Origin of the sequence: Ruegeria sp. R13_0 (genome assembly GCF_017743995.1) — a bacterium.
Lineage (GTDB): Bacteria > Pseudomonadota > Alphaproteobacteria > Rhodobacterales > Rhodobacteraceae > Ruegeria.
This window is the reverse complement of record NZ_JAGHRB010000001.1, coordinates 150,614-175,599: the sequence shown is the minus strand read 5'-3', so window position 1 is coordinate 175,599 and position 24,986 is coordinate 150,614. Positions and strand designations below refer to the sequence as shown.

Sequence of the window (24,986 nt, the reverse complement as noted above, 5' to 3'; positions counted from 1 at the left end):
ACTGGATCCCTTTGTGCGCGGCGCTGGATCGTGCGCGTACCGTCAAGAGATAGAAAAACCGCCAGGGCGCTCCGCTGCGCACCGATTTCGAGTTAGGTAGCGCTGATGTCGTCACACCAAACCAGGCTCGAGAAAGAGCCCTCGAATATCGACGCATAGCAAAGTACAGACTGAACCCTAGACTCAACGCCCAGCGCGAAATCCCGACCTTCGAAGAGTTCAGCCGACAGGTCCACATCGACAGCCTGCCGATATGGAAGAATGCCACGCATGGACAGCAATGGCTCAACACTTTGCGCGACTACCCTCCGAGAACTAACTCCTTCCAATTGTGCGCATCATTTGGCGGAAGAAGAGCGACGGAGCTAGCCGGTTCATGGCGTTCGATAGAGTTGCAACGCGACCAACGGGCACAAATGCTTTTCGGTTTTGACAACCGCGGAGAATGATCTGGGCTGCGTCTTGTGGCGTCATATAGTCAACACCGTCAGTTGCGGATCCCGGACGGGCGAATCCCTTAGCATCTCTTTCGGTTTGCCCGATGTTCGTTGCAACAAAGGAAGGTGCAGCAATAGTAACGGACACCCCATGGTGGGTTTCCTCGGCTCTAAGAGACTTAAAAAAACCTTCCATTGCATGCTTGCTAGCGGCGTAGGCAGTTCTATGGAAAAGCGGCGCAAATCCGGCGACTGATGAGATCGCCAGGTGCGTTCCCTTGGATTTTCTTAGTGCAAATAGGAAATGCCGAGCGCACTCAACCGCTGAAAAATAGTTGATCTCAAAAAGGTCGCGATGTGAGTTCAAGTCACTGTCGGCAAACGCCGAGATTTGTGTGACCCCTGCGTTGTAAATAACCATGTCAATTGAAGGCCTTTCCTTCAAAATCTGAGCGCATACATCTGCACACTGCTTAGGTTTTGTCAGGTCACAAGCGTAGAGGCTAAGATCTTTCTCATCCACCAAAGCGTCGAGGCGTGGGCCTGGAAGGTCAATGATTACGGTATGCCAACCTTGTTCTCGCAATGCTTCAGATAAAGCTTGCCCCAGGCCGCCAGCACCACCAGTTATGACTGCAGTTTTTTTCACTTCGCGTGCTCCCACCAGAGCTCAAATGCTTCAGCGCTTGAGTGTTTGGGGTGATAGCCGAACTTCACCTTAAGTGCCGTGTTGTCCAGCACAGGCCGAAACTGCAAAAAGCGAACTTGTTCAGGACCATAGCGAGAAAGACCAACGGGCCGAGCCACGGCCAGTGCCATCTTGACCAGTTTTGGCGGCAACCAGCGCACAGTCTTGCCCATGGCCTCGGCGATTTGGGAAACAGTAAGCGCACCGTCGCCAGAGACGTTGAAAATTCCCGCAGGCCCGTTTGTCGATGCGCGCAGCAGTATTTCTGCCAGGTCTTTGTCCCATATGAAGACAAAGGGGCTCTCCGAACCTTTCAGCCCAAGTAGGCGGGGCTTTTGGAACAGAGACGTTATCTGGTTCTCGATATGGTTCCCGAGAACTGTCCCAACCCTCAATACGACTTGCTCTAATTCCGGGGCTGTTTTTCTCGAGTCTGCCAGCATCTCCTCAACCAGTCTTTTGTGCCAAGAATACGCGAATTCCCGATTGCCGCGAATTGCGTCCTTTTCTCGCAATAGCGCAGGATTGTCGGCGTGATAGCCATAGGCCGCGCCAGAGGACGTAACGACCAGTCGCTGTACTCCTGCGGAGATGGAGGCATCAAGAACTTTCCGCGTACCTTCAACATCGACCTGGTACTCGAGGTCCCGCGTTGTGTCTGGCCCGGGGGTTACAATCGAAGCAAGATGCACGACGGTGTCGGGGCATTCTGACATGATGACGTCGTGTGGGTCGCTACTGGTCACATCCATCTTTATAAACCGCGCGTTTGGCGGCAAATTCACAGGTTCTCGGATATCCGTAGCTATGACGGCATAATTGTCCTTCTGCGCCAGACGACTTAGCAGCGCTGTTCCGACTGCACCTGCAGCGCCAGTGATGAGAAGGCGTTTCATGCCGGAAGCTCCCGCTTTGCGAAGAAGCCCGCAAGAACCAATCCAGAAATCGCGTGCCATATGCCCCACAAAGCAGCGGCAACAGCCATTCCGCCCATCCCTCCAAAAAAGGCGAAGATCAGGATGAGCCCCAGTCCTGAATTCTGAATACCTGTTTCGATGGTAACTGAACGGCGATCCCGCTCGGACAACCCTGTGATCGTCGCCGTTGTATACCCGCCGAGGAATGCCAGCGTATTGTGGACAATAACGAGACCTATGACAGCTCCGGCGACCTGAAGGAAGTTCGCCCAATTGGCAGCCAGCGCGAGCACAATGAAGGCAATAAAGATAGCCATTGAGAGCCATTGCATTGGGCGGCGGATGCGATCAGCCAATTGTTTTAACCGCGCGTTTACTAGCATCCCGAGGACCAATGGTAGGATCAGCATGAACCCGACCGTTGTTGCGACGGCGACCGGGTCAATTTCAGTGCGCTGCAAGATTTCGCGTGTCGGGCCATATAGGCTACCCCAAAATGCAATGTTTGCCGGTGTGACAACGATGGCTCCGACCGTCGCAAAAGCGGTCATTGAAACCGATAGCGCCACATTCCCTTTCGCCCGATGGGTCATGAAATTTGATATGTTCCCACCAGGGCACGCAGCAACGAGGATAAGGCCCATCGCTACAGATGGCATCGGTCGCAGTGCGACAATCATAAGAAGAGTAAGCGCTGGAAGTACCAGAAACTGCGATGCAAGACCGACAATGAGGGGCTTGGGTGCACCTGCAATGCGCCGAAAATCATCCGTACGTAAATCCAGCGCGATCGAGAACATGACGATCGCTAGGATGGCATTGAGAACTCTAAGATTTCCGGCATCAAAATTCAGAACGACCTGATCTATTCCGTTCATGCTCGGGCCGCCTTGAGTGCCGCGATTTGACCCGTTACCTCCCTCCTATAGGTCGCTTTGTCCACGTAGTAGGCCATGCGCGGAAGGTCGATGTAGTTCATACCTCCTGTTGCTCTCTCATACCCATCGGACTTGGTAGAGCGGATTGCCTGCGCCGCGGAGTTGCCTGACCGCAATCCGGCGATGTAGCGAGCGACCATTTCGGCTTGCTCATGACGTCCTTGCCAGCCCAATCCCGACGCTTCGACCATGCCAAGAACAAACAGGTCATCTCGTTCAGGGTGCATGCAATTGAGGTAGAGGTGAGGTGCGGAACCTTTCCAATTCAGATGTTTCTGGTCGATGAACGGGTAGTGCAGCTTATACCCGGTCGCGGCCAGTATCATGTCATATTCAGCCGAGGTCCCATCGCGGAAATGAACGGTTTTGCCGTCCAAACGCTCAATATCCGGACGGACCATCAGGTCGCCATGACCCGCGTGGAACAGAATGAGGGAATTGACCACAGGATGCGACTCGTAGAGAGCATAATCCGGTTTCGGAAATCCGTATTTTTGCGGATCACCGACAAACCACTTCAGGATCGCGCCATCGACTTTTCGCTTCAACCACATGGGCAGGCGGATCTTACCCCCCATGGTGTCGGCGGGGACTCCGAAGACATATTTGGGAACAAAGTAGTACCCGCGGCGCACAGAGAGGTCGCAAGAAACGCCGTGGTGAATGGCATCGACTGCGATGTCGCAACCGGAGTTGCCCGCACCAACAACCAGAACGCGCTTACCGGCAAATTGGGTGGGATAGCGGTACTCGGACGCATGGATGAGCTCACCTGTGAATTCACCCTGGAAATCCGGCATGTTCGGTTCCGACAGCGTACCGTTGGCAATCATTAACCCTGCGAAGTTTTGGATATGATGGGTGCCGGTATTGTCTCGCCAGGTTATTTCCCATCCGCCGCGTTCCAATGGTTCGGTCTTCAGAACTTCGGCTCCGAAATGAAAGTTCTGATACAGGTCAAACGCTTTTGCGAAGTCTTGGAAATAGGTCTTCATTTCGCGATGTGACGGATATTCTGCCGTATCCTCCAGCATCGGGAAATCGGTGAATTCCGTCATGCGCTTGGAAGAAATGAGATGGGCGGTCTCGTACATCGTGGACCGAGGTGCATCGATGTTCCACAGACCACCCACATCATCGGCCAGTTCAAATCCTTGAAATGGCACTCCCTGCTCGACAAGCGTCTTTGCCATTGCAAGGCCCATTGGCCCCGCACCGATCAAAGCAAAACACTCTTCGGGGCGGGCCTTTGCCTCAACCAGCTGGCCCGCTCTCACCTGCGCCTGTTCCATTCGCGTCTCCTCCTGCGACAGTGTTTATCTTGAACGAACGTTCTAAATAAGGCAAACTGGTTTTTGAGATGCCACAACATGCTGTAAAAGAAAGAAAAAGAGCTCCGTCGCAGCGATCCGTCGCAGCGAGAGAACGAATCTTCGATGCTGCAGAACAAGTTTTTGCTGAGAGGGGATTCGAGGGCGCTTCAATTCGAGACATTGCTGAACGCGCAGGTGTTCGAAAGGCCAATGTAAATTTTCACGGGGGTCCTAAAGAAGAGTTGTTCGAGCGTATAGTGGCGCGTCGAGCTTCTGAACTCTCTGAAGAACGCATCTCTAGAATTGAATTGTTGGACGCACAGTCGGACTGGAGTGTCGGTGATTTGTTGTCAGCCTTCATGCTGCCGCTCGTTTCGCGAGCCTTCAGCGAAGATCCTCAGTGGCTTGCTTATGCACGAATAGTGGCGATTGTCTCAGCTGATACGCGGTGGAGAGATTTGGCTCAAACCCACTTTGATCCGGTGGCCATGAGGGTTGTAGAAAAGCTGTGCTCAAAACACCCTGAGGCTAGTCCAGAACGAGTTGCGGGTGCGTTGGTGTTTGCCGTGTCTTCAATGCTCGCTCTGTGTACGTCGCAGTGGCGAATTTTGGCCCTAAGCGGAAACATTGGCCAGGCGGATCGCGAGAGCATGACCTTGAACCTTTTGAGTTTCTGTGAGGCAGGCTTAATCGGCAGTTTGCAGAAAGCGGAGTGATTGACAGCAGCGCGTCGGTCTCGCTAGAAGATCTGGCTAAGGCCTCACAACCTTTGATAACAAGTCGCGCGGGTAAGGTTGCCGAGACGAAGACTCTGGGGCAGTCTTTTCAGTACAACTTGTGTTGAGGCGGCTGGGGCTTTCTAAGCTTCTATCCATGAAAAGATGATCGCCGCTCAATGTGCTGTAAACCTATTCTCGGATTACTCGTCTGACAGCGCCGCCACCCATACCGGTCACACTTCAGTTGTGTTCTCAGCCGGTCATTAAAGCGGAATTAAGTACATTTGAACCCGTTTCCCACAATCCGAGTTAAACACTTGGTCCGAAGATGGACCACCCTGTGGCGCGTACCAGTTCTTGAAATGCAATTGTTGCCAAATAGGAATTGCCTTTTTGATCGAGCCCGGGGCTCCAGGCGACAACAGATGCGATACCAGGTACAATGCACAGGATTCCGCCGCCAACACCGCTTTTCGCTGGAAGGCCAACGCGGAAGGCAAATTCGCCCGAAGCATCGTAGGATCCACACATCATCATGAGCGCAGTAACTCTTCTTGCTCTTTGCGCTGATAATACTGTGGCGCCGGTGGCCGGATTTTGACCCGCCGCCGCAAGAAAACGACCTGCTAGCGCCAACTGTTCGCAAGACATGGCGATGCTACACTGGCGAAAGTAGAGCGACAGAACCTCCTCTACGGGAGACTTAAGGTTTCCTTCCGCCTGCATAAAATGGGCAAGCGCACGATTTCTGGAACCGGTTCGGATCTCTGAATCTGCAACCGAGACATCAACCTCAACCGAGTTGTCTTCTGCAAGCTCTCGGCACAACGCTAAGAGGTCGTTGATTGCGTCGTCAGCAGAACGGTTTTCGAGCAGAACATCGGCCACTACGATCGCTCCGGGGTTGATAAACGGGTTCCTCGGGATTCCGCGCTCGTGTTCGAGCTGAACGATTGAATTGAACGGATCGCCGGAAGGTTCTCGGCCAACTCTCTGCCACAAGGTGGCGCCAACCCGTTGCAGTGCCAAAGTAAGCGAGAACACTTTTGAGATACTCTGGATTGAAAACAACGTGTTCGCGTCCCCAGCAGACACGAGCGGACCGTTGATGGGTGCAACGGCAATACCGAATTGGTTCAAATCAACTGTGGCGAGTTCTGGAATATACTGTGCTACCTTCCCCCTTTCGGACATGCCGGCAATGCGATCTGCGATATCGTCCAAGACTTCCTGAAGCCTTTCGCTTTCAATGGTTTTGAGTGTCGGCATGGGTCTCCTCCGTCCAGACAGTGTGATCTACGCCCTTACTCAGTTCGGGAAATTTGCTTGCGACAAAGCGAGGTTCAAGGTTCTGTCGGCGTTGCGAGAAATAATCCACCGTTAGTTTGTAGACGGTTCCAGAGAGCAGCACTATCGCCACCAAATTGATGGTCGCCATTATTCCCATGGCCGCATCCGCGAAATTGAACACTGTCGCGACAGCTTGCACAGCGCCCCAGACAACCATTGAAAGGCAACTCAATCGCAAGATGTAAATCGGCAATTTGCCTTCCAGTTTTAGGAACGTCATCGCGTTTTCGGCATATGAGTAGTTGCCAAGTATGGATGTGAAGCCAAAGAAGACGATGGCAATCGCGATAAAATGGCGGCCGATTTCGCCGAGATGGACCGCCGCCGCGTCTTGAGTCAGTCGCATTCCGGTAGGTCCATCAATTTCGATCGCGCCCGACAGAAGAATAAGCAGTGCAGTTGCCGTTGCGACCAAAATCGTGTCCACAAAACACCCAAATGCCTGGACGAAACCTTGGCTGGAAGGGTGATGAGGATCAGGTGTTGCAACTGCTGCAATGTTTGGTGCTGAGCCCATGCCCGCTTCGTTGGAGAAAAGTCCCCGTTTGATGCCGTTAAGCGCAGCAGCCATGACGCCTCCTGTCACGCCTCCAGCAGCTTCCTGCAGGCCAAATGCACCCGCAACAATCGACCACAACATAGCGGGTACTTCGGAAATGTTCAGGACTACGACAACACCTGCAAGCAAAAGGTAGAGACCAGCCATGAGCGGTACAACGATCTCTGCAAACTTTGCGATGGTTCTTATTCCGCCGAATATGACCACCGCTGCGGCTGCGGCCAGCGCTATGCCAACGACCAATTTATTTAACCCGAACGCGCCCTCGAAAGCCTCAGCAATCGAGTTGGATTGGACCGCGACAAAAACCAAACCAAAGCTGACAATCAAGCAGATCGAGAAAATGACCCCAGCCCAAGGAGCGTTCAAGGCGTTGGCCATGTAGAACGCGGGACCTCCTCTGAACCTTCCGTTGGAAGATGTGACTTTGTAGAGTTGGGCCAAAGTACTTTCGGAATAGGCGGTGGCCATTCCAACCAATGCCACGATCCACATCCAAAAGATTGCGCCTGGACCTCCCAAGGTCAGAGCCACGGCTACGCCAGCAAGGTTTCCAGTGCCGACGCGAGAAGCCAGACTTACTGTCAGCGCTTGAAAAGGAGTAATACCTCTTTTGTCCGTGCTCTTCGCAGACGTCAGGACGCGCAACATTTCCCCAAAATGGAGAAACTGAAGCGCACCAAGACGAATTGAAAAAAAGATACCGGTTCCAAGAAGACCGTAGATCAATACGTAGTTCCAAAGAACCGTGTTTATGCCGTTAACCAATATTTCCAAAGCGCGCCCCTTGAGAATTCAAGCACTTCCAGGAAGGCAAATAGGTCTGCCTGTTTTTTCATCATGCACGAATATGCGACGGCTGTCAGGATTATGCTGCGAAGATTCTCTGAGCGTTTGGTGCACGGGTCATTGAAGTTGTGCCACAAACACATGACAACACGAGCGTTGACGGTGCACATGGCGGGGTCTGTGCCGTAGAGATTTGAATTGTACTGACCGAAACGTCCTTAGGGACAAAGACGATCTTCTTCGCCTCGCCGCACGTGAACGGACATTTGTACAGCCGCAGCGTATGACAGCTGTGCGGTCCTTGCTGTAAGCTCCGTCAGGCCTAAATCTCACGCATGGTGCGAACGACAGCAATGCGGACTTGGCAGCCGGTGCTAACTCTTCTTTAGGCTTTCCGCGGGGAGCCAATCGACGGCCCGAGTTCCGGCTCATAGTTCTCGGGACGGAACCCCTCCCCGGTTCCCGCAGAATAGATTTCCATGGCTTCAACCAAAGTTAAATAGGTTGCCTTGTTTTCGTGAATGAATGTGCCTTCGTGAAGATAGACGCAGGTAATTCCCCAATCGTTGATTGGATTATTCTCAATCCGGCAAACCACAATCAAACAGTCGCTGTGTCGGTCCCGGCAGCCATCAACAAAAAACGACTTTCCGTGTTCGTTCGCTGCAAAAACCGTCCCGAACGAAAGCGCCCGAAAGTAATCCATAAGTGTGTGATTTTTCCCCGGCTCAGGACAGCACGGAAACTCTGACGGTGTCCGCCAGTTCAGTTGTGCGGCACCTTCAGTCAGAGACGGAGTAATCTCGGGCAACTTGGGTGGTTCGACCCGTTTGCGGTGTTCAAACAGCCACTCACCCAGACCTGCGCCCGAAGGCGATGTTGAGCTTGCCGCCCAGTTCTCAAGTTTCCGCTTGCTCTCTGCGGCCTCTGATGCCGATACCGTGCGCATCCAATCATATTGGTTCGGAAGTGGCTTATGTTTCGGCTTCGAGGGATCGGCAAAGAACTCTTCAACAGAACCGTATGCCTCAAGAACCCGCTTAAGTGTGATCGGGTTCAGCAAGATGTTCTCAAGTCTCGTGATCCAGCGGAGGTTCTCTGGGCGGTTGTTCATTCGGTTGGTGTCAATGTGATCGACAATGTGCTGGCTGGTTGGTGGCTCGCCATGAAAGGCCGTTGCGACGATCCGGTGAACTTTGTGGCTCCCGAAATTCGCGTATCCTGAGTGGGCGTCTTTGGTGCCGAAGGTCCAGAAGTTGTCGAGCTTACGGTGCCGTCCGCCGGAGCGCTTCTTGCGAAGAATCGCACCGTTGTCCCGAACGTCGTAAACGTCCCCTTTGAAGGTGCAGGTTCGGGTCTCTTTGAACGTATTGACGAAAAGGTCTGACATTTTTCACCTCTAGTTTGGACAGCCGGAGGCCGCGCACAGACTTCGCCTGTGCCTTGGCAGTGCTGTTTTTTTAGGGTTGATCGGTTAGTTTACGTTGGGAGTGTCTGCGAAGACCAAGCTAACCGGGGTTGTAGGTCCGTTGCATGGGTCCAAAGCCCATTCATGGACTTCCCAAGCTGCGTTTCGGTAGGGGCCAACAAATCCACCTTTGGATTTTCCAACCTTCTGCCAAACTTTGCCGACTGGTGAGGCGCGAAGCTGTTCGTTGGTGCGATAGATGTAGAAAACTCCTATGCCAGCACGGGCTTCTAGCTTCATCGCTTTCACGATGTTTCGGTAGTCTTTGAACAACTGGAATAGTGCGATCTTAGTGTCTTGCGGAAAGGATTTCCGGCCTGCGAGAATGTCTCGCGCGAACCGATCAGAGAACCCTCCGATTTCGGCTACGTCTCTCGCCGTTAAGCCAAGATAAGAACACATCGTTGCGTAAGCCGCGTCGTGGCGGTGCTGTCCATCCATCTTCTTCTCTCCTGAGTGGCGCGGCCAGTTGCCGTCTACCGGTGAATGATTTAGTTCCGTTTTCGGAACAAGATATTGATGGTTCCGAAAACGGAACCTGTCAACTAGTTTCTGAAAACAAATCACATTGGTGATCAAGCCGATTAACGGCGCTTGGCCGCCGCTCCTCACACTATCGAATTGATCGGTAGCTCAGGGCTCGATGCAGACGTTCAACGTACTGCGGCTGCGGGAATTTGACGGAGTGTCTGGATTGCAGGCGCAGGAGCCGTTCTGGCAATGTCCGAATTGCTCAGTTCATAGATCGGTAACCCCTGCTTGGACGGGGCGCTCCAAATAGGTGGACAGCGCTACGTAACTCTTGGTCGAGACTACTTCCGGGAGCGCGTAGAGTCGTGCGAGCAGTGCTTCCATGGCCTGCGTACTTTCCATCCGTACCTTCAAGATCATGCAGGTATCACCGGTGACGGAATGGATTTCTTCAACTTCGGGAAGCTCTGTGATCTGCATAAGGTCCTCGCTCTTTCCCCATCCTGTTGTGTTGACGTGAATGAATGCCAAAAACCGCTTTCCAGTCATTGTTGGGTCAAGCTGGGCCGACACCGACTTGATCCGCCCGCTGGACTTGTAGCGCTTTACACGCTCATGCACGGCGGGTGCAGAAAGTCCGACGGCCTTGCCCAAATCACTATAGCTCTGTTTAGCGTCTTTGCTCAGGAGGCTTAATAGGTTTCGGTCAATCCTATCCAAGCCATATCTGTCTTTAGACATTCTCCGAACCTCATTCGATTTTTTTTGATTTCTCAGAATACAGTACCGCCATGCCGAATAATCGTCTACTGGAATGACTTCGAAAGGTGCGCGATATGAATCCAGTTTGGCTCCTGATGCTCGGTATCAGTATTGTCGGATCAAACTCCTTGGTCCTCAGTCCAATCGCATCAGATGTCGCGATGTCCTTGCCGCGCAGTTCCGCAACTGATGTTATGTTGGCTTCGGCGGTGTATGGCGCGGCAACAGCCATCAGCGCCCTCATACTTGCGCCGAAGGCCGATCAGATTGGTCTCCGACGGGCCCTGTTCCTAGCGCTTGTGGGGTTGTGTTTTGCTATGGCAATCTGCGCATCAGCTCCAGCGCTATGGGTTCTGATTGCCGGTCAGGCATTGGCCGGATTGGCAGCGGGGCTTGCGTTGCCAGCAATCTATGGTTTGGCGGCTGAGATTGCACCAACGGGACGAGAGAGCGAAACTCTCGGAAAAGTTCTGACGGGTTGGACACTCAGCCTCGTTGCAGGGGTAAGCATATCTGCCGTCCTCACCGACTTCATGCATTGGCGCGCGGTTTACATGCTCTTGGGCACTGCCGCTCTCTTCTTGCTGATCGCTTTGAAACGCAACAGTACTTCGGAGCCCCGTTCAGTTGGCAACGTCACCTCACCATTGAAGGCCTTGCGGATTGAGGGTTTGCCACCGATCCTATTTGCCGTGGCCTGCTACATGGCCGCATTCTATGGGCTCTATGCGTATCTCGGTCCCCATCTGACCCAAGGTCTTGGAGTCGCGACCGGCATCGCTGGTCTTGCGGCGTTATCTTATGGTGTCGGCTTTGGCGTCGTCGCACCGTTAGATCGCTTGATCGACAGGCATGGCGCGCCGAAATCCGCTCCCGTCATATTCGCCCTATTGCTTTGCGCATACATCGGGCTTTCCTTGCTTGCACCGTTCGGCATGGCGCTCATCGCTTTCTGTTTCGCGTGGGGTGCTGCAAACCATCTTGGATTGAACATACTCGTAGGCCAGTTGACGGCTCTCTCTCCGCAGCAACGCGCGACCATACTTGGCCTCTACAGTGCGGTTACCTATGCGGCGATGTTTGTTGGCACTACGGTGTTCAAAATCGTTTACGAACTGTTTGGCTTTTCGGTCATTGCACTACTATCCGCTGCTTGCATCGCGCCCGCTTTATTCAGCGCAGTCCGAAGACAAAACCACGTCTCGAAAGCGGACATTCATCGCAATGCAAAGAACGGCTAGGTTCTGGACCCATAAATTTGGTTGCTGCCATCTCGGCTGTGTGATTCAAGCCCCAGAATTTCAAGGGTGTATCATGAGCAATTCATTCTGGTTGACCGACGAACAGATGTCGCGGCTTCGGCCATACTTTCCGAAGAGCCACGGCAAGCCGAGCGCTGATGACCGACGTGTACTGAGCGGGATTGTTTTCTTCAATCGCAAGGGATTAAGTTGGTGGGAAGCGCCTCGCAAACATGGGTCGCCAAAGACGCTCTACAATCGTTGGAAACGATGGAGCGATTTGGGTGTATTAGCTCGGATCATGAGCGGGCTGGCTACTGAAGGCACGGACCACAAGAAGATCATGATTTGCGCAACATCCCTCAAAGCGCACCCCACGGCCTCCAGCCCGCGGCTAAAATAAGGGGGGCGCGGCAGACTGATCGGACACACCAAGGGCGGTAAGAACAAGAAACTGTATGTAATTTCTGACAGCTTCGGACGTCCCATCCGCTTCTTCATATCCGCTGGGCAGGTCAGCGATTATACAGAAGCCAGGGCACTAGTGAACAGTCTACCATCGGCTGATTGGTTGCTGGGTGATTGCGGGTATGATGCGGACTGGTTCCGCGAAGCTCTGATAAACAAGGGAAAAAGGCCTTGCATCCCTGGTTGAAAATCACGCGACAATCCCGTCCGGTACGACAAGCGGCGCTATAAACGCCGTAACCGCATCGAGATCATGTTCGGGCGCCTGAAGGATTGGCGGCGGGTTGCCACCCGATATGACAGATGCCCAAAGGTCTTCCTATCAGCAATCGCACCCGCGGCTACCATCTTGTTCTGGCTGCAAATCAATGAGCCTGGAGCCCAAGCGAAGTGACGAGTATCAGACCCGTTTTGCGAAAAGTCCCTGTAAATTGCCGGGCATCGGGGAAATCCAGCCCAAAGCGACCCCGCTAAAATGCGATACTGAGACTGGCGCCTGAATTTTCCTCTCAATGTAAAGTCTGCTCCGTCTCTAATTGAAAGCGCATGCGCCAACGCGCGGGAATTGCGGCACAATTCCGGGTCAGAAAATACAACTGAAGTGAGACAGGTATGAGTGGCGGGGAGACAGGGATTCGAACCCTGGGGACGCTCTCACGCCCAACGGTTTTCAAGACCGCCGCATTCGACCACTCTGCCACCTCCCCGTCGAATGCAGGGTCTAAGGCCAACTGAAATCAGAGGCAAGTCGAAATCGGGAAATCTTGCCGAAGCCCAAGCAGCGGACTTTCCATAGAACCACACCCACGTTATGATCCGCATGAAAGACCGCAGCAGACTGGCGCGAAGAACCGGCTGGCTGACGGTGGGGCTCGGGGAACGAGGCCCCTTCAGGCAAGGGATGACAAAATGAAGCGAGCGACTGAGATCCGCCCAGGGCCAAAACGGCTGGCGTGCTTGGCTGTAGCCTTGGTGGTGTTGTCGGGTTGCGAGGAAACGCTGGCAACCGCAGAAAAACCCGACGAAAATACCAGCAAGAACGAACTTTTCCCGCAATCCTCCGGCGACACACAGCGCGATGTCGAAGCACCGGACGTGTTCCAATTGACCGAGGCCGGATTGTGGGACGGTCGCCCCTCGCTGGGCGGGATCTGGGTGGCCCACCCTGATGTGACTCAGCCCGAACGGGTGATCATCAAAAACGCCACGAACAACAAATCGGTGACCGGCGCTTTGTTCAGGCGGGAGCGCAACCTGCCCGGCCCCGCCTTGCAGGTATCATCTGCAGCGGCGGAGCAATTGGGTATCCTTGCTGGCGCGCCGACCAAGATCAACGTGGTGGCCTTGCGGCGAGAAACCGTTGAGGTCGCGCCCGAGCCCGAGGTCGCTGAGGCCGAGACCGCGCCCGAAGCAAGCACCGAGCCCGCCGCCGCCAGTGACGTGGCCGAGATTGATGCATCCGAGGCCACCTCTGAGACGGAAAAACCGGCTAAGCGCAAATGGTGGCAGAAAAAAGCCCCTGCCGCAGCGGCGACTGCAGGCGTTGTGGGCGCAGCCGCTGTTGCCTCAGACGCAGCCCAGGATGGGGCCGAGGCCGCCGTCGCTAATGACGTAGCCGAGGTTGACGCATCCGACGCCACTTCTGAGACGGAAAAACCGGCCAAGCGCAAATGGTGGCAGAAGAAAGAGCCCGCCGCAGCGGAGACCGCAGGCACTGTAGGCGCAGCCGCTGTTGCCTCGGACGCAGCCGAGACCGACGTCGAGGCGACCGTAGAGACACCGAGCGCTGCCGCAGCGGCGGCCAGCACAGCTCCGGCTTTGACTGATGCGCCGGTGGTTGCGCCTGCCGAAAAACCGGCCAAACGCAAGTGGTGGCAGAAAAAAGACCCCAACGCGATCACCGAAACTACGCTTGACCCGATCGAAGGGGCCGCAGCCGCTATCGACGCCGCGGAGCCGACGCCTGTCGCCGCAACGGCCGCCACGACATCGTCTCTTTCGAAACCCTTTGTTCAGGTTGGTACGTTTGGTGTTCAGTCCAATGCCAACAGCGCCGCCGCCAAAATCCGCAGAAACGGCATGTCGGCAGAGGTGCGAGAGTTGAAGACCGAAGACAACACCGTCTGGCGCGTGCTGGTCGGACCCGCCGCCACCCGCGCCGAGCGCAAGGCCATCCAGAACGACGTGAAGGATCTGGGCTTTGGCGATGCGTTCACCGTGGCCAACTGAGAACAGGAGGCACCTTATGCTATCCGCATTGCGAACATCCGTTTTCACCCTCGGGATGGCTGTTCTGGCCCTGCCCGCCCACGCGTTCGATACCTCGGCGCGCGCGGCATATGTGATGGATCAGACCACAGGTACCGTGCTTCTTTCCAAAGACGCCGATCAGCCGCTTCCGCCCGCATCCATGTCCAAGCTCATGACGCTTTACGTCGCGTTCGAAGCGCTGCGGGATGGGCGTTTGACGCTGCAGGAAACCCTGCCTGTCTCGGAACATGCCATGAGCTATGGTGGCTCGACCATGTTCTTGAACACGCAGGACCGTGTGACTGTCGAGGATCTGATACGCGGTATCATCGTACTGTCCGGCAATGATGCCTGCGTGGTAATTGCCGAGGCGCTCAGCCCTGATGGGACCGAGGCCGGATTTGCCCGCTATATGACCCAGCGCGCGCAGCAGATGGGGATGAACAACTCGAACTTTGCCAATTCCAACGGATGGCCCGCTGCCGGGCATTTGATGTCCGTGCATGATCTGGCCGTTCTCGCGGATCGGCTGATCACGGATTTCCCCGAATATTACCCTCTGTTCGCTGAAGAAGAATTCGAGTTTGACGGGCGCGCGCCTTCGAACAAGCGCAACCGCAACCCGCTGCTACGGCTGAACATTGGGGCCGACGGCCTGAAAACCGGCCATACACAAGAGGCCGGCTACGGCCTTGTCGGATCAGCCAAACAAGGCGACCGCCGTGTGATCTTCGTTCTCACTGGCCTAGACAGTACCGCTCAGCGGGCAGAGGAGGCTGAGTCCGTGGTTAACTGGTCGTTTCGAAATTTTGTCGAGAGGACAGTTGCCACCGAAGAAGCGCCGATAGCCGAAGCCAAGCTTTGGATGGGTGAGAAAAAGACCGTGGGTCTGGTGCCCGACGGCGACCTAAATGTTTTGTTCCCGGTTCTGGGCACCCAGAATATCGAGGCCGAGGTTGTCTATGACGGCCCCATCAACGCACCTGTTGCCAAAGGCCAGAAACTGGCCGAGCTGGTGATCAAGCCCGAAGGTCTGCCCGAAATCCGACGCCCTCTGTTCGCCGCCGAGGATGTCCCGTCGGGCGGTTTCATGGTGCGCATGATGACGGTCGGCGGCATTGTCTTGAAAGACGTTATCAACAACCCGCTGGAGTCGATGTGACGCAACGCGGGTTATTCCTGACCTTTGAAGGCATAGACGGATCAGGCAAATCAACTCAGGCCCGGATGCTGGCCGAGTCCTTGCGCAATGCGGGCCATCAGGTCGTTCTGACGCGCGAACCCGGCGGGTCGCCGGGGGCAGAAGAAATCCGCCGCCTCGTGCTGGAAGGCGACCCTGACCGTTGGTCGGCGGAAACCGAGCTGTTGCTGTTCACCGCCGCCCGCCGCGATCATCTGGAGCGGACAATCGAACCGGCCTTGGATGCGGGAAAAGTGGTGATCTGCGACCGCTTCGCCGACAGCACAAGGATGTATCAGGGGCTGTCTCGGGGGAATCTGCGGGCGGTGGTCGACCAACTCCATGACCTGATGATCGGGCGCGAGCCGGACATGACCCTGCTGATCGACATGGACCCGGACACCGGCCTGTCCCGCGCCAAAGGGCGACAGGGCACCGAGGAGCGGTTCGAAGATTTCGGCCCTGCCCTGCAAAAACAGATGCGCGCCGGGTTTCTGGCGCTGGCCGATGAGTTTTCCGACCGGTTTCGCGTCATCGATGGCAATCGCGACATGGACAGTGTCGCACATGATGTGAGAGATATCGTCGAGGCAGCTTTGCGATAGACGATGAGCGACGACATCCCAACCCCAGATCAGGCGCCCAGAGCGCCGCATCCGCGTGAGACCGCGCAGCTGTTCGGGCAGGACACGGCCGAGCAAGCCTTTCTGAACGCCTACAACTCGGACCGGCTGCACCATGGTTGGCTTCTGACCGGCCCGCGTGGGGTCGGCAAGGCCACGTTAGCATGGCGGATCGCGCGGTTTCTGCTCGCCACCCCTCCGGCGGATGACGGAGGGCTGTTTGGCGCGCCTCCGCCCCCGGAGACTCTAGAGATCGACCCGGACCACCCGGTGTCGCATCGCATATCTGCTGGTGCTGAACCGGGGCTGGCGGCGATCACCCGGTCGTTGAACGATCAGGGGCGTCTCCGGAATGAGATCGTGGTGGATGACATCCGCAAGCTGGGCAAGTTCTTCGGCCTATCCTCGGCAGATGGCGGGCGGCGTGTGGTCATTGTAGACGCGGCTGATGAGATGAATGTCAGTGCTGCGAATGCCCTTCTGAAAATGCTGGAGGAGCCACCGGCGCGCACCACGTTGCTGCTGATCTCGCACCAACCCTCGCGCCTGTTGCCGACGATCCGGTCACGTTGCCGAACCTTGCGTCTCTCACCGCTGGATCCTGAGGATATGCAGGCCGCTTTGACGCAGACCGGGGCGGAGGTTCCCAGCCAAACCGATCACCTTGCCGCTCTGGCCGCTGGGTCGGTGGGCGACGCGGTTCGTCTCATCAATCTGGGCGGGCTTGAAATCTATGCCGAATTGATCGCCATTCTGGGCACCTTGCCCCGAATGGACCGTCAGCGCGCCCTTAAGCTGGCCGAAGCCGCCGCCCAGCGCGGCGCGGCCGAACGTTTCGAGCTGTTGCTGACCCTGATCGACGTGGCACTATCTCGTCTGGCAATGACCGGCGCAACAGGCGCAGCCCCCTTACCGGAAGCCGCCCCCAACGAGGCGGAAACTCTGACCCGGCTTTCGGCCTCACCTCATCAGGCCCGCAACTGGGCCGAGGTGGCGGCAACGATCACCGCCCGAGCACGTCATGGTCAGGCGGTGAACCTTGACCCTGCCGCGTTGGTCCTAGATACGATGTTCAAGATACAAGAAACCTCCGGTCAGAGCAGATGAGCAACATCCCCCAGATCACCGATAGCCATTGCCATCTGGACTTCCCCGATTTCGAGGGGCAATTGGACCAGATCATCGCCAATGCAGCCGAGGCCGGTGTGACCCGCATGGTCACCATCTGCACCCGCCTGCGCAATGAACCCAGCGTGCGCGCCATCGCCGAGGCTCATGCACCGATCTTCTATGCCGCCGGCACCCACCCGATGAGCGCGGCGGACGAGCCGATGGCCACGGTCGATGAACTGGTCGCACTGGCACAGCATCCGAAATTCGTCGGCATCGGCGAGACCGGGCTGGACTATCACTACACTGCCGACAGCGCCGAGGTACAAAAGCAGTCTCTGCGCATTCATATCGAGGCGGCCCAACGCACCGGCCTGCCTCTGATCATCCACGCCCGCGCAGCCGATGACGATATGGCGCGCATTCTGGCCGAGGAATACCGCAACGCGCCCTATTCCTGCGTGATGCACTGTTTCTCATCCTCGGCAGAGCTGGCAAAAGCTGCCCTTGACCTAGGGTTCTACCTGTCGATGTCCGGGATCGCTGCATTCCCCAAAAGTCAGGAGCTGCGCGATATCTTCGCGACCGCCCCCGCTGATCGCATTCTGGTCGAAACCGACGCCCCTTATCTTGCGCCGCCCCCATACCGGGGCAAACGCAATGAACCCGCCTATACCGCTCACACTGCCCGCAAAGGGGCCGAGGTGTTCGGCATGGACTACGCAGATTTCGCCGCCCAGACACAGCTAAACTTTGACCGCCTGTTCTCAAAAGCGGCACAGTATAAGGCTGCCGCATGACACAGCTGCGCTGCACCATTCTGGGCTGCGGGTCTTCGGGCGGCGTGCCGCGCCTTGGTGGGCATTGGGGCGATTGCGACCCCGAAAACCCAAGAAATATCCGCCGTCGCTGCTCGATGTTGGTCGAAAGAGATGGGCCGGAAGGCACAACTACGGTCCTGATCGACACCTCGCCGGATATGCGCAGCCAGTTGCTGGATACCGGAACCGGGCGGCTGGACGGGGTGGTCTATACCCATTCTCACGCCGATCATGTGCACGGCCTTGATGATCTGAGAATGATCGTTTTCAACATGAAAACCCGTGTAACCGTCTGGGCGGATGGCGACACTCAGAACGCCCTGCTGGGACGGTTCGGATATGCGTTTATCCAACCCGAGGGCTCTCCGTACCCGCCGATTCTGGAGCTGAAATCCATTGACGGCCCGTTCGAGATCGATGGTCCCGGAGGTCCGATCCCATTGCGCCCCTTCCGCGTGAACCATGGGTCAATCGACGCGCTGGGGTTTCGGATGGGCAATCTCGCCTATCTGCCCGACGTCGCCGAAATCTATGACGATGCCTGGGTTGAGATGGAAGGCCTGGATTGTCTCGTCATCGACGCCCTGCGTCGTACGCCGCACCCTACCCATGCGCATCTGGAAAAAACCCTGGGGTGGATTGAGAAACTGCAGCCCAAACGCGCCGTCCTGACCAATATGCATATCGACCTGGACTATGCGACGGTCGAGGCCGAAACCGCCGATCACATCACCCCCGCCTATGACGGGATGGTGATCGAGCAAGCGCTGTAAGGCCCTGCCGTTTGTGGCACACATATCGCCAGCACCGGGGGCGATATGCTTCAAAGCCTGATTGACGTTATCCTACCGGTCTTTCTGGTGATTGGCGCAGGCTACGCGGCAACCCGTTCGGGCTATTTCAAAGAGATGCATGTCGACGGTTTGATGCGCTTTACGCAGGGCTTTGCTATTCCCTGCCTACTGTTTCTTGCCATTGCCCATCTGGATCTCAGTGCCAGTTTCGACCCTCGGCTTCTGGTCAGTTTCTATTCTGCAGCCGCACTTTGTTTTACTGCAGGACTGTTCGGGGCACGGCTGATCTTTGGCCGTGATTGGGAAGACTGCGTCGCCATCGGCTTTTGCTGCCTGTTCTCGAACTCGGTCCTTCTGGGCCTGCCCATTACCGAACGCGCCTATGGCCCAGAAAGCCTGACGGGCAATTACGCCATCATCGCCTTCCACTCACCGTTCTGCTACGGCGTCGGGATCACTGTGATGGAGATCGTGCGCAATCGCGGCCATGGTGGCACAAAAATGGTGCGCTCGGTTCTGTCTGCGATGTTCAAGAACGCGTTGATCCTAGGCATCGCGCTAGGTTTCGTGGTCAATCTGTCCGGGCTGGTCATTCCGCAAGTGGTGGATGAGGCGCTGGAACTGGTGACCCGCGCCGCCCTGCCCGGCGCGTTGTTCGCGCTGGGCGGCGTGCTCGTGAAATACAAACCCGAAGGCGATCTTCGCACGATCGCCTATGTTTGCGGGATTTCTCTGATGTTGCACCCAAGCTTAGTTTGGCTGTTCGGAACAACCACAGGGCTGCCGCAGGACCTTTTCCGCTCCGGAGTGCTGAACGCAGCGATGGCCCCAGGTTTCAACGCCTATATTTTCGCCAACATGTACGGGCGCGCCAAACGGGTCGCGGCCTCGTCAGTGCTGATCGGAACCGCCGCCTCGATCCTAACCGTCTGGCTTTGGCTGACACTTTTGGGCTAACACCCGCCTTGACATAGAGAACCGGCGACACACTTACCGCTCAGGAACAGGAGCCCGGAATGCCGCACGCCATCATCGTTGCCCATGGTCAGCCCTCAGATCCGGAACCAGCTGAGGCATCGCTGGCCACGTTCGCCGCTGAGGTGAACGCGCTTGCGGCCGATGTGTCGGTCCATTCTGCCACGCTGGCCAATTCCGACGCACTTGAAGAGGTGATGGACAGCCTGCCCCACGACACGGTAATTTACCCTTTGTTCATGGCCAAGGGATGGTTTGTGACCAGCGCCTTGCCCAAACGTATCGGGGATCGCAACTTGCGAATTTTGAGCCCGTTGGGAACGGACCCCATGCTTCCCGATCTTGTCAGCGACGCGTTGAAATCGGCCCTGAAGGAAAACGACTGGAGCGCAACTGCTTCCGATCTGATCGTCGCCGCGCACGGCTCAGGCCGCAGTAGAAACCCATCGGCCGTCGCGAATGACTTTGCCGAGCAACTGTCGCAGAGAATGACGTTCCGCTCGATCCGCGTCGGATTTGTCGAAGAACCCCCGTCGATTTCCGATGCTGCCAACGGAGTGTCAGATCAGTCGCTTTGCCTACCCTTCTTCGCCTGTCGCGGAGGACACGTGCTGGAAGATGTCCCAGAAGAGTTGAACAAGGCGCGTTTCCGAGGCATCGTTCTGCCAGTGATCGGCGAATTGCCCCCGATAAAGCGCCAAATCGCGGACACTCTGCAAGCGGCGTTTTCCGCAGCCTGATCTCAGGACTGCGCCTTGAGCAGCGTGGAATACAGACGGTGGCAGGATCGACCCTCTCGCTTGGCTTGATACAGCGCGAGGTCCGAGGCCTGCAGAACATCTTCGGCCCTCGGGCTGTCAAAATGCGTTGACAAGGCGGTGCCGATACTTGCGGAGATACGGCAATCCTTGTCCTGAAACCTCATCGGTTGGTTCAGTCTTTCGATCAACCGGTCTGCAATCGCCGAAAGCCGGTCCGTGTTGGACAGGCCTTGGAAGATAACAACGAACTCGTCCCCGCCGATTCGCGCCACCGTGTCGTCGTCTCGGGTTTCTTCGATCATGATCCGCGCGGCCTGCTGCAAAACGAAATCCCCGGCAGCATGTCCCAGACGGTCATTCACGGATTTGAAATAGTCCAGATCAATATGCATCACCGCAAACGGCGCGTTCGAAGCGATCATCTGTCCTAGAAGGCTGTCCATGGCGCGCCGGTTTTTTACTCCGGTCAGGGTGTCGGTATAGGCCTGCTCCTCAGCCGCGAGCATTGCGCCCTGCAGCCTGAGGTTCAGCGACCGAGACGCATCCATGGCGGCCGATTTCGCCTCAACCAGATAGAGCAGCTCGATCGCCAGATCAGTGCCGGAAAAATCAGCGCTGGTCAGGGCATAGTCGCGCACCGCGTCGAGGATCGAGATACCGAAGGACAGGTTGATAACCGCCCCTTCCCCGCCCGGCAGCGGGGCGACCAGCCCCTTGAGGGCCGTGCGCGGCTCATCATGAAACCTAAGGTGCAGATTCGCCCCGGCCATGGCCATAAGTGCAGGTATGGTTGTCACCGTGCGGGGACGAACCATTTCGAAAATATCTAGAAAACTTTGCCCCTCCATCACGCAGTCGGGGCGCAGCTTCTGCAAAGTCGGGCCGACGCGGAGGATGTGACCGTTCTGATCGACCAGCAGAAACATCGGACACAGGGTTTTCAGCAGTTCTGCCAGATCATCCATCCGCGTCATGCGCCCCGCGCCCCCAAATCGAATTGCCGCCCCTCAGCAAATGCGCTTTCGACAAGCAGGATTGAGATTACCTCAGCCTCGCCCTGCTGACCTTCATGCGACAACATCACCAAGGCGCCGTAGTCATCAGCCATCGCACGTAAAACACCGACCATTGCGCTGGCATATCCGGGCAGCCCGGGCCCGCAGATGAGTTGGAATTCAGTCTGCGAAAGCTCTTGTAATTCGAGGACAGGAAGAGACAGGTCGGACACGGCCAGTCGGACCCGATCCGCCAGATCGTCAAGGGAATGGAGGAATTCGACGTATGTCACACCGCCAAACCTCAAAAGGCGACGCAGTGCTTCGGTATTGGGATGCGAGACCAGGTAGGTTCCCACGTCTTCCATAATCTCGGGTCGCGGCCGGGCGAGTTCCGTACTGAGCGCATCCAGCAGAGAGGTCGTAATCGCGTCATCGTAGGTCAACATGGCCTCAAACTCGGAAAACCCCAATCCGGCCGAATCTGTTACGCGCTGCCAACACGGCCGCCCGTAGGTTGCGCATACAAACGACTGTATCGCCCGATTGATCAGACCATGCATCAGATGCCTCAGATTGGTTGCACCCGTACTGTGGCCTGACAATCCTTAACAAATAGCCAAGAACCGCTGCTGATCAGCGGAAAGACCTCTTAGTATCATAGCGATATCAAAAATCCGTCGGTGCCCCACCTTCGGCTTTGCGGCGGGTGACGAACTCAGCAAGCTCCTCGCGAATACCCTCGTCCAGAGCGGGGGCCTCGAAGCTTCCGATGATCTCTTTGAACATGTGATGTGCGCGTTCTGCAGTCCAGATACCGCCCGCGATCTCCCATCCTTCGTAGTTCTTCCAGTCGCTCAGAAACGGTTGATAGAAGGCGGTCGTGTAGCGGTCCTGAGTGTGCTGAATGCCAAAGAAATGCCCGTCATTCCCGACCGCACGGATCGCGTCCAGGGCGATCTCATCCGGGCCGGTCGCTATGAGATCAGGATTCATATACCTCTGAATTTGCTGAAGGATTTCGCAATCCATGATGAACTTTTCAGGGCTTGCGATCAACCCGCCCTCAAGCCACCCCGCTGCGTGATAGACCATGTTGGTCCCCGACTGCACCGACGCCCAGAGCGAGTTTGACGTCTCCCACACCGACTGCCCATCTGGCACATTCGCCGCACAGACGCCCGATGATCGCATCGGCAGACCGTAGAAGCGTGCCATCTGGCCGGTCATCTGAGTGGCCCGCATATACTCTGGCGTCCCAAAAGCCGGGGCCCCGGATTTCATATCCACGTTCGAGGTGAAGGTTCCAATCACGCAGGGGATCCCCGGACGAACATATTGGAACAGAGCGATAGCACAGAGCGCCTCGGCCAGAGATTGCGCCACGGCGCCAGCGATAGTGACGGGGGCCATCGCTCCGGCCAAAGTAAACGGCGTGACAACAATCGCCTGACCGCGCCGCGCCAGACGCAGGCAGCCGTCAATCATCGGATGGTCGTGCTTCAGCGGCGAGGTCGAGTTGATGTTGGTATACATCCGCGGCGTGGCCTCGAACTCTTCATGACTCAGCCCGCCCGCGATGCGGACCATCTCCATCACGTCTTCGACCCGCTCTTTACCCAGCGAATAGGCGTGCATCGCCTTATCCGTCAGGGTCAGCTTGTCATAGAGCACATCGAGGTGGCGGATGCTGGCGTGAATATCGACCGGCTCTACCGGGTAGCCTCCGGCAAAATGGATGCAGTTGAAATACTGTGTCAGCTTCAGCAGATTGCGGCACATCTCGCGGTTGCCGGGCACCTTGGTTCCGATTTCCATATCCCAGTAGTTCGGAGGCGAGGAGACGTTGCCAAACAGGATGTTCCGCCCACCAATCTCGATCTTCCGGTCGGGATTGCGCGGCGTGATCGTGAAACGGCTCGGGGCTTTTGCCACCATCTCCATCACGAAATCGCGGCCCATCCGCACGTTGTCACCGTCTATCGTACAGCCCGCCTCACGCAGGATGCCGATGGCTTCTTCGTTGTAGAACTCGACCCCGATCTCTTCGAGAATTCGCATGGCGCCGTCGTGGATAGCCTCGATCCCGCCCTGATCCAGAGGCTCGGTCGGTGCATCAATATTGACCGGAGGGTTCCACGGCATCTGATCAATAGCCGCACTTCCCCTGCGCTCCGCAGCGCCCGCGCGCCCTCCGCTACGACGTCTGCGCGATTTGGTTCCGGCCATGTTCGCCTCCCTGCCAGGTGCCTGCTTTTAAGCAAGCCCGGGAAAGCGGTAACAGGCCGTTCCATCTGCGACAGATTTTGTCGTTTACGAGCCTTGAACCGCCGTAAACGGGTTCTGCAGATCTAGTTATCCGCCAACCAAGCCGGGATATGACCAATATCGGGCAAGACCACATCCGCCATCGGCGCCAGAACGTCGGCTTTGGCGAGACCGGTGAGGACTCCGATCGTGGTCATCCCTGCCGCCCGCCCGGCCTGCAGGTCGTGCAGGCTGTCGCCGACCATTGCAATGCGATCCGGCTGCACGCCGATATGCGCAGCAAACGCCAGCAATTGGCCGGGGCCGGGCTTGAACCCATGGCCGCTGTCATAACCGGCGATAAAGTCGAAATGGTCTTTGACGCCCACCGACTCCAGATGCTGAAGCGCCGGGTGCTCGCTGTCGTTTGTGGCAACCCCCAGCTTGAGGCCGGCCTGTTTCAACGCATCCAGAAACGGCCCCAACGGCACCGCCTGCGCTTGCGGCGCGGCTGCGGCCTCGGCATTCATCAACTCGATCAAGGCGTCACGCGGCATGCCATCGACATGCGGCAACAAGGCGTCTGCGATTTCCTCAACGGTTCCCGCAATCACGACGCTATCAGGAGAATAGGTCTCGGTCTCAAGGTCGAAGCCGATGATCCGACCCAGTTCCGCCGCACGGTCCGAGTCATTCTCGGCCACGCGCAACAACATGGTCCGTCCGAACGTGCCCCAGGTGTTGGCGAAGTCAAACAACGTGCCGTCCTTGTCGAACACGATCGCATCAATTGGCATGAAAAGCTCCTGCAGAATATCAGGTCCAGTGAACGTCGGAACCACCCGACAACACCGCTTGCGCCTGAGCGGGTTGGTCATACGGCACCGCCGCCGCGTCACAAAATGCCATGATCCACGAATCGTCAAGCATCAGGAAATCCAGAACCGAGGCCAGAAACTCGGGTTCACCTGCCCTGTCGCGTAGATCATTTGCAGCGGCGCCGGTAGAACCCAGGAAAATGGGCAAAAGCTCCTCATTCCCGACCAACCATCCGAGGGCATTCAGAGCAAGAGTTTGGGCGGAATCTTCGGAAATCGACATAAACTGGCC

25 protein-coding genes, 1 tRNA gene and 1 pseudogene are annotated in these 24,986 nt (G+C 56.6%); 11 read left to right on the top strand and 16 right to left on the bottom strand.

The window, feature by feature from the left end; genetic code table 11:
• Positions 1–315: 315 nt before the first annotated feature.
• From J7394_RS00840 to J7394_RS00825, 4 genes are read right to left on the bottom strand one after another with little or no spacing between them, the layout of a single operon-like run.
• Positions 316–1,086 carry an SDR family NAD(P)-dependent oxidoreductase gene (locus tag J7394_RS00840; protein WP_371811905.1) on the bottom strand — a complete coding sequence of 257 codons (771 nt, stop codon included), beginning with the start codon at positions 1,084–1,086 and terminating at the stop codon, positions 316–318.
• Positions 1,083–2,081, bottom strand: a complete 999-nt coding sequence (locus J7394_RS00835) for an SDR family oxidoreductase (RefSeq protein ID WP_247747983.1) — start codon at positions 2,079–2,081, stop codon at positions 1,083–1,085. Before J7394_RS00835 ends, J7394_RS00840 begins: the two co-directional genes overlap by 4 nt.
• Positions 2,018–2,920, bottom strand: coding sequence for a bile acid:sodium symporter family protein (locus J7394_RS00830; RefSeq protein ID WP_209250303.1), 903 nt, complete (start codon positions 2,918–2,920; stop codon positions 2,018–2,020). The genes J7394_RS00835 and J7394_RS00830 overlap by 64 nt, the downstream gene beginning before the upstream one ends.
• Positions 2,917–4,272 (bottom strand): NAD(P)/FAD-dependent oxidoreductase, encoded by a 1,356-nt coding sequence (locus tag J7394_RS00825; protein ID WP_209250301.1) that lies wholly within the window; start codon positions 4,270–4,272, stop codon positions 2,917–2,919. The genes J7394_RS00830 and J7394_RS00825 overlap by 4 nt, the downstream gene beginning before the upstream one ends.
• A gap of 68 nt (positions 4,273–4,340) precedes the next feature.
• On the opposite strand from J7394_RS00825, the gene J7394_RS00820 reads away from it, so the two are divergent.
• On the top strand, positions 4,341–5,009 hold the full coding sequence (locus J7394_RS00820; protein WP_209250299.1) for a TetR/AcrR family transcriptional regulator: 669 nt from the start codon (positions 4,341–4,343) through the stop codon (positions 5,007–5,009).
• Positions 5,010–5,321: 312 nt separating this feature from the next.
• On the opposite strand, the gene J7394_RS00815 is transcribed toward J7394_RS00820, so the two are convergent.
• The 6 genes from J7394_RS00815 to J7394_RS22830 all read right to left on the bottom strand — a co-directional run bounded on the left by J7394_RS00815 (position 5,322) and on the right by J7394_RS22830 (position 10,643).
• Positions 5,322–6,281, bottom strand: coding sequence for a glutaminase (locus J7394_RS00815; protein ID WP_209250297.1), 960 nt, complete (start codon positions 6,279–6,281; stop codon positions 5,322–5,324).
• Positions 6,259–7,698, bottom strand: coding sequence for a sodium:alanine symporter family protein (locus tag J7394_RS00810; protein ID WP_209250295.1), 1,440 nt, complete (start codon positions 7,696–7,698; stop codon positions 6,259–6,261). The genes J7394_RS00815 and J7394_RS00810 overlap by 23 nt, the downstream gene beginning before the upstream one ends.
• Positions 7,699–8,095: 397 nt before the next feature.
• Positions 8,096–9,100, bottom strand: a complete 1,005-nt coding sequence (locus J7394_RS00805) for an HNH endonuclease signature motif containing protein (RefSeq protein ID WP_209250293.1) — start codon at positions 9,098–9,100, stop codon at positions 8,096–8,098.
• A gap of 84 nt (positions 9,101–9,184) precedes the next feature.
• On the bottom strand, positions 9,185–9,619 hold the full coding sequence (locus J7394_RS00800; protein ID WP_209250291.1) for a hypothetical protein: 435 nt from the start codon (positions 9,617–9,619) through the stop codon (positions 9,185–9,187).
• 297 nt (positions 9,620–9,916) lie between these two features.
• Positions 9,917–10,390, bottom strand: coding sequence for an Lrp/AsnC family transcriptional regulator (locus J7394_RS00795; protein WP_209250290.1), 474 nt, complete (start codon positions 10,388–10,390; stop codon positions 9,917–9,919).
• 10 nt (positions 10,391–10,400) lie between these two features.
• Positions 10,401–10,643, bottom strand: coding sequence for a hypothetical protein (locus J7394_RS22830; RefSeq protein ID WP_247748021.1), 243 nt, complete (start codon positions 10,641–10,643; stop codon positions 10,401–10,403).
• Between J7394_RS22830 and J7394_RS00790 the strand changes: the two genes are divergently transcribed.
• Together J7394_RS00790 and J7394_RS00785 are read left to right on the top strand one after the other, a co-directional pair.
• Positions 10,540–11,652: an MFS transporter gene (locus J7394_RS00790; RefSeq protein ID WP_371811914.1), complete on the top strand. Its 1,113-nt coding sequence runs from the start codon at positions 10,540–10,542 to the stop codon at positions 11,650–11,652. The genes J7394_RS22830 and J7394_RS00790 overlap by 104 nt on opposite strands.
• 73 nt (positions 11,653–11,725) lie before the next feature.
• A pseudogene (locus tag J7394_RS00785) lies at positions 11,726–12,514 on the top strand (IS5 family transposase).
• Between the two features lie 223 nt (positions 12,515–12,737).
• Here J7394_RS00785 and J7394_RS00780 read toward each other — a convergent pair.
• Positions 12,738–12,827, bottom strand: a tRNA-Ser gene (locus J7394_RS00780).
• A 202-nt stretch (positions 12,828–13,029) separates the two neighbouring features.
• Here J7394_RS00780 and J7394_RS23090 point away from each other — a divergent pair.
• From J7394_RS23090 to J7394_RS00740, 8 genes are read left to right on the top strand one after another with little or no spacing between them, the layout of a single operon-like run.
• Positions 13,030–14,349 (top strand): SPOR domain-containing protein, encoded by a 1,320-nt coding sequence (locus J7394_RS23090; protein WP_209250288.1) that lies wholly within the window; start codon positions 13,030–13,032, stop codon positions 14,347–14,349.
• 16 nt (positions 14,350–14,365) lie between these two features.
• Complete coding sequence (locus tag J7394_RS00770) at positions 14,366–15,532, top strand: D-alanyl-D-alanine carboxypeptidase family protein (RefSeq protein ID WP_209250287.1); 1,167 nt, start codon at positions 14,366–14,368, stop codon at positions 15,530–15,532.
• Positions 15,529–16,155: a dTMP kinase gene (tmk, locus tag J7394_RS00765; RefSeq protein WP_209250286.1), complete on the top strand. Its 627-nt coding sequence runs from the start codon at positions 15,529–15,531 to the stop codon at positions 16,153–16,155. Before J7394_RS00770 ends, tmk begins: the two co-directional genes overlap by 4 nt.
• Before the next feature lie 3 nt (positions 16,156–16,158).
• Positions 16,159–17,280: a DNA polymerase III subunit delta' gene (locus tag J7394_RS00760; protein ID WP_209250285.1), complete on the top strand. Its 1,122-nt coding sequence runs from the start codon at positions 16,159–16,161 to the stop codon at positions 17,278–17,280.
• Complete coding sequence (locus J7394_RS00755) at positions 17,277–18,083, top strand: TatD family hydrolase (RefSeq protein WP_209250284.1); 807 nt, start codon at positions 17,277–17,279, stop codon at positions 18,081–18,083. Before J7394_RS00760 ends, J7394_RS00755 begins: the two co-directional genes overlap by 4 nt.
• A complete protein-coding gene (locus J7394_RS00750) occupies positions 18,080–18,877 on the top strand; it encodes an MBL fold metallo-hydrolase (protein ID WP_209250282.1) in 798 nt (265 codons plus the stop codon). Before J7394_RS00755 ends, J7394_RS00750 begins: the two co-directional genes overlap by 4 nt.
• A gap of 45 nt (positions 18,878–18,922) precedes the next feature.
• Positions 18,923–19,855, top strand: a complete 933-nt coding sequence (locus J7394_RS00745) for an AEC family transporter (RefSeq protein ID WP_209250280.1) — start codon at positions 18,923–18,925, stop codon at positions 19,853–19,855.
• Between the two features lie 59 nt (positions 19,856–19,914).
• Positions 19,915–20,613 carry a CbiX/SirB N-terminal domain-containing protein gene (locus J7394_RS00740; RefSeq protein WP_209250278.1) on the top strand — a complete coding sequence of 233 codons (699 nt, stop codon included), beginning with the start codon at positions 19,915–19,917 and terminating at the stop codon, positions 20,611–20,613.
• A gap of 2 nt (positions 20,614–20,615) precedes the next feature.
• Here the strand turns inward: J7394_RS00740 and J7394_RS00735 are convergent, their stop codons facing one another.
• The 5 genes from J7394_RS00735 to J7394_RS00715 all read right to left on the bottom strand — a co-directional run bounded on the left by J7394_RS00735 (position 20,616) and on the right by J7394_RS00715 (position 24,977).
• Positions 20,616–21,608 (bottom strand): GGDEF domain-containing protein, encoded by a 993-nt coding sequence (locus J7394_RS00735; RefSeq protein WP_209250277.1) that lies wholly within the window; start codon positions 21,606–21,608, stop codon positions 20,616–20,618.
• Entirely contained in the window at positions 21,605–22,192 is a 588-nt protein-coding gene (locus tag J7394_RS00730; protein WP_209250276.1) for a heme NO-binding domain-containing protein, read from the bottom strand. Before J7394_RS00730 ends, J7394_RS00735 begins: the two co-directional genes overlap by 4 nt.
• Before the next feature lie 106 nt (positions 22,193–22,298).
• Positions 22,299–23,858 carry a trimethylamine methyltransferase family protein gene (locus J7394_RS00725; RefSeq protein ID WP_209250275.1) on the bottom strand — a complete coding sequence of 520 codons (1,560 nt, stop codon included), beginning with the start codon at positions 23,856–23,858 and terminating at the stop codon, positions 22,299–22,301.
• Positions 23,859–23,980: 122 nt separating this feature from the next.
• A complete protein-coding gene (locus J7394_RS00720; RefSeq protein WP_209250274.1) occupies positions 23,981–24,673 on the bottom strand; it encodes an HAD family hydrolase in 693 nt (230 codons plus the stop codon).
• Between the two features lie 19 nt (positions 24,674–24,692).
• Complete coding sequence (locus J7394_RS00715; RefSeq protein ID WP_170375177.1) at positions 24,693–24,977, bottom strand: DUF3572 domain-containing protein; 285 nt, start codon at positions 24,975–24,977, stop codon at positions 24,693–24,695.
• Positions 24,978–24,986: the final 9 nt, after the last annotated feature.